Raw genomic sequence first — 9,303 nt, 5'->3', positions numbered from 1 at the left:
ACTTCTCGCCCTTCATATGGGCGATGAAGCCGACGCCGCAGGCATCGTGCTCGTTCCTCGGATCATAGAGCCCCTGACGTTTGTTGCGACGGCCGTCGGCAGCTTTATTGGCGGCAGGCGTCACGGTCATTTGCGTGAGCGGGGCACCACTGAGCGCGGATGGCGTCATCTTCGTCATACAAGATCTCCTTAAAACCTGCCGGAATGCAGGCGAAACCGGATCGTGGGGAGCAGGCAAATGCGTGAAGACGCTGTCGCGCCCCGCCGCCTGCAGACCTCTCTCTCATTTAAAACCGGGACGACCATACAACGGGCGCTCCAGCCGATGGCTCTTGTCGTGAGCGAGGCAGGAGCGCGGCCTTCCGCTTGTGCGGTCATTATAGACCAAAAAGCGGGAACGCGTCAGCCCCTTGCGACCGGCACACGACACAGCCGGACATAAAAATAGGACAGCATAACTGTCCTATCTGCCGTTCATGCCAGAAACCACGCAAAGTGGCAAGCAAATAATGAAATCGCGCGTCCGAAGGCGAGAGAAAATTACGCCGGATGACCGGCCAGCGCAACAAAGTTACCCATTTCAAGGTTCTTTCGACAGACGTGAAAGAAAACGGCAATTTATAGGCAGAATCCACGCCCATCAAGCCGACAGGCGCAAACTCCTGCGAAGACAGCACCTCGCACCGGACATCGGGAATGCCCCTTTACAGGCGGCGACCTTTTCCCTGATATCCCGCTAACCGCATTTCCAGAACGCTTTTGAGGTCTTTATCCATGTTTTTTGCTTCCGACAACTGGTCCGGCGCCCATCCCGCAATCGGCGAGGCGCTGCTGCGCGAACAGTCGGGCTATGCCAATGCCTATGGCACAAGCCCGCTGGACCGGAAGATCGAGGCGCGGTTCAACGATCTCTTCGAGCGCGAGGTCGCCGTCTTCTTCGTCGGCACGGGCACGGCGGCCAATTCGCTGGCGCTTTCCTCCGTCGGGCGGCCGGGCGGCGTGGTCTTCTGCCACAAGGACGCCCACATCGCCAATGACGAGGGCGGCGCGCCGGAATATTTCACCGGCGGCGGCAGGCTCGCCACCGTTTCGGGCCCGGAAGGCAAGATGACGCCGTCGGAGCTAAGGCGCATCGCCGCGCGCTATCCGGCGGATTTCATCCATCACGGCCAGCCCATGGCGCTGTCGCTGACGCAATCGACGGAGGTCGGCACCGTCTACGGACTTGACGAAATTGATGCGCTCACCGCTGTCGCAAAGGAAGGCGGCCTTCCGGTTCACATGGATGGCGCGCGCTTTGCCAATGCGCTGGTGGCGCTCAATGCGACGCCGGCCGAAATGACGTGGAAGCGCGGCGTCGACATCCTCTCCTTCGGCGGCACCAAGAACGGCTGCTGGTGCGCGGAGGCGATCGTGTTCATGAACCCGGACCAGGCGCGGGAGATGCCCTTCATCCGCAAGCGCGCCGCCCATCTCTTCTCCAAGACCCGCTTCATCTCCGCCCAGCTCGACGCCTATCTGACCGACGATCTCTGGCTCGGCCTTGCCCGTCATTCAAACGCCATGGCCGAGCGGATGCGCATTGCCTTTCGCAAATCGGCAAAGGCGCGGCTTGCCTGGGAGACCCAATCGAACGAGGTCTTCATCATCCTGCCGAAGGCCGCGGCCGAAGCCGCGCGCAAGGCCGGCGCTGAGTTCTACGACTGGCTGACGCCGGTCGACCAGCCCGGGCTGGTGGCCGAGGGCGAGGTTCTGGCGCGCTGCGTGACCAGCTTCGCCACGACGGAGGCCGAGGTCGATCGCTTTGTCTCCTTCCTTGAGGCCGAGCCGCTCACAAACGGGTAACGGCGCCTCACAGGCCGGTGACGCGGCGTGACTGCGGGGTGACGCTCGATTGATTTCCAAGTGAAGGCCGATTTTGCAAAACTCCTGCGTGCAAGGACAAGGCTTGCACAACAATCGAACCCGTCTCGATCAATGAGGAGAATAGCATGTCGAAGACCAACAAGATCAGCGCAGCAACGCTTGCCGGCGCGCTCGCCGTGGCTGTCGGCAGCCTTGCGGCCACCGCCCCCGCCCAGGCCGCCAATGTCAAGTGCTACGGCGTTGCCATGGCCGGCCAGAACGATTGCGCCGCCGGACCGGGCACGACCTGCGCAGGCACGTCCAAGGTCGACTACCAGGGCAATGCCTGGAAATACGTGGCCGAGGGCTCCTGCACGGACATGAAGCTGCCGGGAGACCGGATGGGTTCGCTCGAGCCGCTCGATCGCGACCTGCCCGCAATGTGATTGCGCGTCAACGCCGCCGGTGCCCTCGGCGCGCCGGCGGTCTTGCGTCATCCAGTGCGTGGGAGCGCTACACATGTCCAGCGAAATGACTGCCTTGCTTGCGCAGCGACAGGTCCCGCAGCGGGCCGGCGCCGGCTTCAAGACCGCCCATGCCGACGCCATCCTGAACGATGACTACGCAATCGGCTTTCTCGAAGTGCATGCGGAAAACTATATGGGCGCGGGCGGCCACCCGCACCGCATCCTGACGCGCATGCGCCAGGACTTCCCCCTGTCCGTCCACGGCGTCGGCCTTTCGATCGGCTCGCCGCGCGGGATTGATCCGGGCCATCTGGAACGGCTGGCGGGCGTTGTCGAGCGCTATGAACCAGGCCTCGTTTCCGAACACCTGGCGTGGTCGACCCATGACGACGCCTATTACAACGACCTTCTGCCGCTGCCCTATACCGATGAGACGCTCTGCCATATCGTCGACCATATCGACCGGGTGCAGAACAGGCTCAAGAGGCCGATCCTGCTGGAAAACCCGTCCACCTATGTCGCGTTTTCCGAAAGCACGATCCCGGAGACGATCTTCCTCGACGAGATTGCGCGCAGGAGCGGCTGCGGCCTGCTGCTCGACGTCAACAACGTCCATGTCTCGGCAACCAATAACGGCTTTGACGCCCTGTCATACCTGAAGAGTTTTCCGCTGGAGCGGGTCGGCGAGATACACCTCGCCGGCCACGCAGAGGATGTTGACGATACGGGCGCGCCGCTTCTGATCGACGCCCATGACCGACCCGTCGATGACGCCGTCTGGGCGCTTTATGCCTTCGTCATCCAGAAGACCGGCCCGCTTCCGACGCTGATCGAATGGGACAATGACGTGCCCGAATGGCCGATCCTGAAACGCGAGGCGCAACTGGCCGAGGAGATCATGAACCGGGAGGGCGAGCGCTTTCTGCTCGGCAGCCGCCATGGCTGACCCTCGCTCCGCTGCCGCAACGCTCGAGGGCTTCGCAGCGGCCCTTCTCGGGCCGCCGGCCGAAACCGCGCCGGATGGCGTTTCCAACCCGTTCGGCGGACCTGCCGTCAAACGCTTCGGCGTCTACCGCAACAATGTCGCTGTCGGACTCAAAGGCGCGCTCGCGGATATCTTTCCCGTGACGCGCGACCTTGTGGGGGAACGGTTCTTCTCCGCCATGGCCGGCGACTATATCGCCCGCGAACCGCCGCGGACGCCTGTGATTGCCGAATACGGCCACGGCTTTGCCGATTTCATCGCCACGTTCGAGCCAGCGGAAAATCTGTTCTTCCTGTCCGATATCGCCCGTCTGGAGCGGGCCTGGCTCGATGCCTATCACGCGGAAGATGCGGATCCGCTATCACCCGACGAGCTCCAGACGCTTTCGCCGGACGGCCTGATGGCGGCAGCCCTCGTTCCGCACCCGGCCACACGGCTGCGGCGCTTCGACAGCGCGGCGGTGAGCATTTTCCTGCGCGCCCGCAACGGAACCGGGCTCAGGGATTTCGACCCGTCACCGGCCGAGACCGCGCTGGTAACCCGACCGCACTATGACGTTGCGGTGCTTTCGCTTGACGACGGACAGGCCGTCTTCTTCGGCAAACTGATCGAGGGCATGCCGATCTGCGAGGCGGCCGAGGCCGCGACGGCGCTCGACCCCGCCTTCGACCTCGGCGCCGCGTTTTCGATATTGATCACCTCGGGCGCCTTCACGCGCCTTTCGGCTGCACGGGAGTAGTCACCATGCATTTCATCTGCACGATCGCGCGTCTCCATGACCGTGTCTTTGCACGCCTCCAGACCTTCCTGGCGCCATGGTTTCCGGGGCTTTTCGCCCGGCTGGTGTTTGCCTCCACCCTCTGGCTCTACTTCCTGAACTCGGCATTGACCAAGGTCGAACCCGGCCTTGCCGGCTTCTTCATGGTTCGAAGCTCCGCCTACTACCAGATCGCGCTTCCCGCCGTCGAGGCCGCCGGCGGCGATGTCTCCTCGGTGTCCTTCCTGCCCTGGGGGCTGATCGTTCATCTGGGAACCTATGCCGAATTCGCCCTGCCGCTGCTGATCATCTTCGGCCTCGCCACCCGGCTGAGCGCCCTCGGCATGCTCGGCTTCATCGCGGTCCAGACCTTGGTGGACATCACGGTACATCAGGTCGGCGGCGAGACCATCGGCGCGCTGTTCGACCGCTTCCCCGACAGCGTCATCCTCGACCAGCGCCTTCTCTGGACAGTGCCGCTGGTCCTGCTGGTCATCTACGGACCCGGCAGAATTTCCCTGGATCACCTGGCCGCGCGAATCACACGGCGCTGGCACGGATGAAAAAACGGCGCCCCGAGAGGCGCCGTTACAATTTCTGCTAGTGGGGGTCTGCCGTCAGGCGGCATCCATCTCCACATTCTTCTGCGCCGAAATCGTTTTCGGCTCGCCGGATCGCGTCTCGATTGCAATTCGGCGCGGTTTCATGGCCTCGGGAATGTTGCGCAGCAGCTCAACATAAAGTAGACCATTCTTCAGTGTTGCACCCTGGACTTCCATGTGATCAGCCAGCTGGAAGCGGCGTTCGAATGCGCGCTTTGCGATACCCCGATAGAGGTATTCGCTGTTGCCTTCGTCATCTTCCTCGGCCTTCTCGCCTTTCACGGTCAGCACGTTGGCATGGGCCTCGATGGAAAGCTCGCTTTCGCTGAAGCCGGCGACGGCCATCGAGATGCGATAGGCATTCTCGCCGGTGCGCTCGATATTATAGGGCGGATAGGCAGGCGCCTGTTCGGGCTGGCCCATCGAGTCGAGGAGATTGAAAAGCCGGTCAAAACCGACGGTAGAACGATAAAGGGGCGAAAAATCGACGTTACGCATAATGTCCTCCTTTGAGCGACGTATGGTTGCGATGACATTTCCCGGCGATCCCGAAACAGGCGATCGCGGAAAACGGTTGCGGACCCGGTAGTCGGCGTCCACGTTTGAAGATTTGGGAAAAGTCTGCATCGATTTCAAGAGGGCCTGCGCTGGCAAAATCATCATCGCGCACTCGCCTTGGCAGGGCGCGCTGACGCAGTTTTGCCCCGCATTCGTCGCCACTATATTGAGAATGAACGCAATATGAATGCGCTATTGAACTCACGTTCAGGCGTAATGCGCCATTCAGCTTTTGCCGGGAACTACGGCGCACCCGTCCCGGCACCGTTGTCACTCTTGACCCAGTGATAGCGGTATCTTGGCCGGAGCCGAGACGCTTTTACCCCTGTTCAAGCGTCCGGTTCCGGTCCTTTTTACGCCCCAATTCACGAACAGGCCATTGCCTTTGCCGCACGCGGGCGTCATCACGGGGCGGATCACGAGGCAATGGACGACAGGCAATGGACGCGAACCACACGATCGGCATGATGCGCGCCTTTGACGGCATCATGCTGCGTTACGGGTTGTTCCCATGCGAAGACGCACGCGCCACGGTGCTCATTGTCGCGGGCCGGGCGGAGTTCATCGAGAAATATGCCGAGACCGTGTGCGATTTCCGCTGTGCCGGTTTTGCCGTCGCAATCCTGGACCTGCGCGGCCAGGGCGGCTCCGAACGCCGACCCGAGGACGGCAATATGGGCCATATCGAACATTTCTCGGACTACCCTCGGGACATTGTCGACTTCTTCGCCCAGAAGGTCGAGGGCAGAATGCCCGGGCCTTATTTTCTTCTGGGTCATTCGCTTGGCGGGCTGATCGCGCTTTCGGTTGCGGAACAGGCTTCCGGCCGGTTTGCGGGCCTTGTGCTTTCCGCGCCCTTCGTCGGCATCCGCCATGACCGCTACCCGGCCTTTGTGGTCCGCGCCATGGCCTGGCTCTTCAGCCGCACGGGCCGGGCAAGGCAGCGCACCGCGCGGCCGCACAGCCAACCGGCGCGGTTCGAGGATCAGCCCCACACATCGGACCGCGCCCGCTACGCGCGCAATATCGCGGCGGCGAAAACCGATCCGCCCTATCTGCTGGGGCCGGTGACCTTCGGCTGGCTTTCTGCCTGTCTCGGCGCGATCCGCCGGCTCACCCGCCCGAAGGCGCTTGCCGCGATCGGCTGCCCGTCGCTTCTCCTCTCCGCCGGCCGCGACGCGTTGATCCCGGCAGGGCCGCAGGCGCGACTGGCCGCAAAGCTCGGCGCGCGCCACCTTGTGCTGCCGTCATCCGGGCATGAGATCCTGCAGGAGGTCGATGCCGTGCGCCGCCCTGCCCTGGACGCCATCCTCGGCTTTTTCGATGAATGCCTGGCCGCGCGCTGAAAAGCCTTATGCGGCGTTCAGCTCGGCAAGGGCCGCCTCGTGAAGTGCGGGCGTCGCTGCGGCAACGATATCGCCGCCATGCTCGGGCCGCTCGCCGGTCCAGGTAGAGATCACGCCGCCGGCGCCTTCGATGATCGCAATCAACGCCCCGACATCATAGGGCTTCAGGTCACTTTCGACGACGAGATCGGCAAAACCGGATGCCAGCAGGCAATAGGCATAGCAATCAATGCCGTAGCGCGCGAGCCGGACCTGCCGCTCCAGCCGGTCGTAGCGCGACAGCGCAGCCGTGCCCATGATCCGCGGCGAGGTGGTAAACAGCACTGCCGCGCCGAGTTCCCGGCAATCGCGGGTTTTCAGCCGCCGCGGCCCGCCCGGCCCGGCAAACAGGCTCCCCCCCGGATCGGCAAAGAACCGCTCGCCGGTAAAGGGCTGGTCCATCAGCCCCATCACCGCACGGCCGTTCCGGTAAAGCCCGATCAGCGTGCCCCATACAGGCACGCCGGAGATGAAGGCCCGCGTGCCGTCGATCGGATCGATCACCCAGACATATTCGCGATCAAGCCCGCTTGCGCCATGCTCCTCGCCGAGGATGCCATGATCCGGATAGGTCTCCTCGATCAGCCGCCTTATGGCGCTTTCGGCGGCCCTGTCGCCTTCCGTGACTGGATCGAAACCGCCGCTCAGCTTGTTGTCGACATCAAGGCCCGAGCGGAAGCGCGGCAAGGTCTCGGCGGCGGCGGCATCGGCGAGCCTTGTGAAAAAGGCATGATCGGGAAGCATGGCAGATCCTGTGGCAAGACGAGGAAACGTTTCCGCCAGTTTCTAGAGTCTTTCCGCCCTCAAGGGAATCGCCTCGGGCGAGAAAATACGCCGCGCGCCCCGAACACGCGTCCTGACCGGAGATTTCCGCTCACCCATGCGGCAAAAGGAAATTAAAAAGCGGGCAGTACGCGTAAAAATTAGACAATAGTACTTATTGCGCAAAATTCAGGCAAATTAACTTGACAGGCCTCGCACGGTCATCTATTGTCTGGACTACAGTCTCTCGACTGTGAATACCCTCCTTGGGTGTTTCCTCCCTAGACTTAACCGCGCCCACGGCGCGGTTTTTTTTGAACGCCCCGCGCACCCGGACGAAACGCCTCACTCCGCAGCAAGGCCTGCACTGTCCTCGCTGCCGGCGAGAAACGCGGAGAATTCCTGGATGAACAGCGTCAACGCCTGTTTCAGCGCGATGAATTCCGGCTTTTTCGCGTAGCTCTGCTCGTCGGCGTATAGTCTGCGCGAGACCTCGATCTGGAGCGCATGGCAATCGGCGGCGGGACGGCCGTAGTGCTCGGTGATGAAACCGCCCGCATAGGGCTTGTTGTAGGCGGTGACGAAGCCCATCCGCTCGAGGATCGAGATCGCCGCATAGGCGATGTCGCTCGAGGCGCTGGTGGAGAACCGGTCGCCGATGACGATATCGGGCTTCCGGCGGTGGCCGCCGACGGTCACGCTGCCGGGCATGGAATGGCAGTCGATCAGCACCGCCCGCCCGAACCGTCGCTTTGTCTCCTGCATCAGTTGCTTGAGGCTCCGGTGATAAGGCCGGTAGATTTCCTCGATTCGCCTGAGCCCCGCGCCCGCATCGATCGGGGCGTCATAGATCGGCATGTTCTCGGCGACGATGCGCGGGATCGTGCCGAGACCGCCGGCGACCCGCATGGAGGTCATGTTGACATGCGACGGCAGGGCGCCGGAAAACATGCGCGGATCGAGCTCGAAGGGTTCGCGGTTGACGTCGAGGAAGGCGCGCGGAAAGAAGGCCCTTTGCAGCGGCGCGCCGAAGGCCGGCGCCATGGCGAACAGTTCATCGACGTAGAGATCCTCCGAACGCCTGATCTCGTGGGCGTCAAGCCGCGTCTCTGACAGAAAGGCGTTGCTGTAGACCCGGCCGGAATGGGGCGAGTTGAAGACCAGCGGCAGCGTCTGCCGCTCGGGGCGGATCACCTCGAACCAACGCGCATCGCTGTCAAAACTCAGTTCGTCCCTGCCGGTCACTGTCGCTTCCTTCATACCGGAGATTTACGCGCTCCGGCCTTGCCTGCCAAGGCCGCCGCCCGGGCGGCGGAAAGTTTGAGGCCCTCTTTATTGCTTGTTTACGACATAGGGTCTATCAGACCGGTAAACGCGAAAGCCCAATGCGCCGATATGGTTGAGCCGATGGTACTGAAAATTCTTCTGGCGGAAGATGACGACGACATGCGCCGTTTCCTGGTGAAAGCGCTGGAAAAGGCCGGTTATCAGGTAGCCGCTTTCGATAATGGCGCAAGCGCCTATGACAGGCTGCGAGAGGAACCTTTTTCGCTGCTTCTGACCGACATCGTCATGCCCGAGATGGACGGCATCGAGCTTGCCCGCCGGGCGACCGAGCTCGACCCCGATCTCAAGGTGATCTTCATCACCGGCTTCGCCGCCGTCGCGCTCAACGCCGATTCGGCAGCCCCCAAGGACGCCAAGGTGCTTTCCAAGCCGTTTCACCTGCGCGATCTGGTCGACGAGGTGGAAAAGGTTCTCGGCGTTTAGTCCGGCGCGCAGGAGCGAAAGCGAAAGGCGACAAAAAAGCTTCAAAAACCAGTTGACGCGACCGCCAAAGTTTGGAATACACCGCGCCACGGATGGGCGTGTAGCTCAGCGGGAGAGCACTACGTTGACATCGTAGGGGTCACAAGTTCGATCCTTGTCACGCCCACCATCC

10 protein-coding genes and 1 tRNA gene are annotated in these 9,303 nt (G+C 62.5%); 8 read left to right on the top strand and 3 right to left on the bottom strand.

The genetic code is table 11. From position 1 onward, the window contains the following. Positions 1-774: 774 nt before the first annotated feature. The 5 genes from AC5DC2_RS13935 (at position 775) to AC5DC2_RS13915 (ending at position 4,617) form a co-directional block, all read left to right on the top strand. On the top strand, positions 775-1,845 hold the full coding sequence (locus AC5DC2_RS13935; protein ID WP_491698904.1) for a threonine aldolase family protein: 1,071 nt from the start codon (positions 775-777) through the stop codon (positions 1,843-1,845). A gap of 146 nt (positions 1,846-1,991) precedes the next feature. Next, the gene (locus AC5DC2_RS13930; RefSeq protein WP_024709005.1) at positions 1,992-2,291 is read left to right on the top strand and encodes a BufA1 family periplasmic bufferin-type metallophore; all 300 of its coding nucleotides are present in this window, start codon (positions 1,992-1,994) and stop codon (positions 2,289-2,291) included. A gap of 73 nt (positions 2,292-2,364) precedes the next feature. Next, complete coding sequence (gene bufB / locus AC5DC2_RS13925; RefSeq protein WP_491698903.1) at positions 2,365-3,258, top strand: MNIO family bufferin maturase; 894 nt, start codon at positions 2,365-2,367, stop codon at positions 3,256-3,258. Then, positions 3,251-4,036 carry an HvfC/BufC family peptide modification chaperone gene (locus AC5DC2_RS13920; RefSeq protein WP_491698902.1) on the top strand — a complete coding sequence of 262 codons (786 nt, stop codon included), beginning with the start codon at positions 3,251-3,253 and terminating at the stop codon, positions 4,034-4,036. The genes bufB and AC5DC2_RS13920 overlap by 8 nt, the downstream gene beginning before the upstream one ends. A gap of 5 nt (positions 4,037-4,041) precedes the next feature. Beyond that, positions 4,042-4,617, top strand: a complete 576-nt coding sequence (locus AC5DC2_RS13915) for a DoxX family protein (RefSeq protein WP_024709002.1) — start codon at positions 4,042-4,044, stop codon at positions 4,615-4,617. Between the two features lie 54 nt (positions 4,618-4,671). On the opposite strand, the gene AC5DC2_RS13910 is transcribed toward AC5DC2_RS13915, so the two are convergent. Then, the gene (locus AC5DC2_RS13910) at positions 4,672-5,154 is read right to left on the bottom strand and encodes an Hsp20 family protein (protein WP_024709001.1); all 483 of its coding nucleotides are present in this window, start codon (positions 5,152-5,154) and stop codon (positions 4,672-4,674) included. A gap of 500 nt (positions 5,155-5,654) precedes the next feature. Between AC5DC2_RS13910 and AC5DC2_RS13905 the strand changes: the two genes are divergently transcribed. Beyond that, positions 5,655-6,560 (top strand): alpha/beta fold hydrolase, encoded by a 906-nt coding sequence (locus AC5DC2_RS13905; protein WP_491698901.1) that lies wholly within the window; start codon positions 5,655-5,657, stop codon positions 6,558-6,560. 6 nt (positions 6,561-6,566) lie between these two features. On the opposite strand, the gene hisN is transcribed toward AC5DC2_RS13905, so the two are convergent. Together hisN and AC5DC2_RS13895 are read right to left on the bottom strand one after the other, a co-directional pair. Then, positions 6,567-7,343 (bottom strand): histidinol-phosphatase, encoded by a 777-nt coding sequence (gene hisN / locus AC5DC2_RS13900; RefSeq protein WP_024708999.1) that lies wholly within the window; start codon positions 7,341-7,343, stop codon positions 6,567-6,569. A gap of 363 nt (positions 7,344-7,706) precedes the next feature. After that, positions 7,707-8,621: an N-formylglutamate amidohydrolase gene (locus tag AC5DC2_RS13895; RefSeq protein WP_024708998.1), complete on the bottom strand. Its 915-nt coding sequence runs from the start codon at positions 8,619-8,621 to the stop codon at positions 7,707-7,709. 147 nt (positions 8,622-8,768) lie between these two features. Between AC5DC2_RS13895 and cpdR the strand changes: the two genes are divergently transcribed. Beyond that, positions 8,769-9,131: a cell cycle two-component system response regulator CpdR gene (gene cpdR / locus AC5DC2_RS13890; protein ID WP_024708997.1), complete on the top strand. Its 363-nt coding sequence runs from the start codon at positions 8,769-8,771 to the stop codon at positions 9,129-9,131. A 94-nt stretch (positions 9,132-9,225) separates the two neighbouring features. Further along, positions 9,226-9,300 (top strand) — tRNA-Val (locus AC5DC2_RS13885). Positions 9,301-9,303 lie beyond the last annotated feature (3 nt).

This window comes from Martelella sp., assembly GCF_984369615.1.
This window is presented reverse-complemented; position numbering and strand designations above follow the sequence as displayed.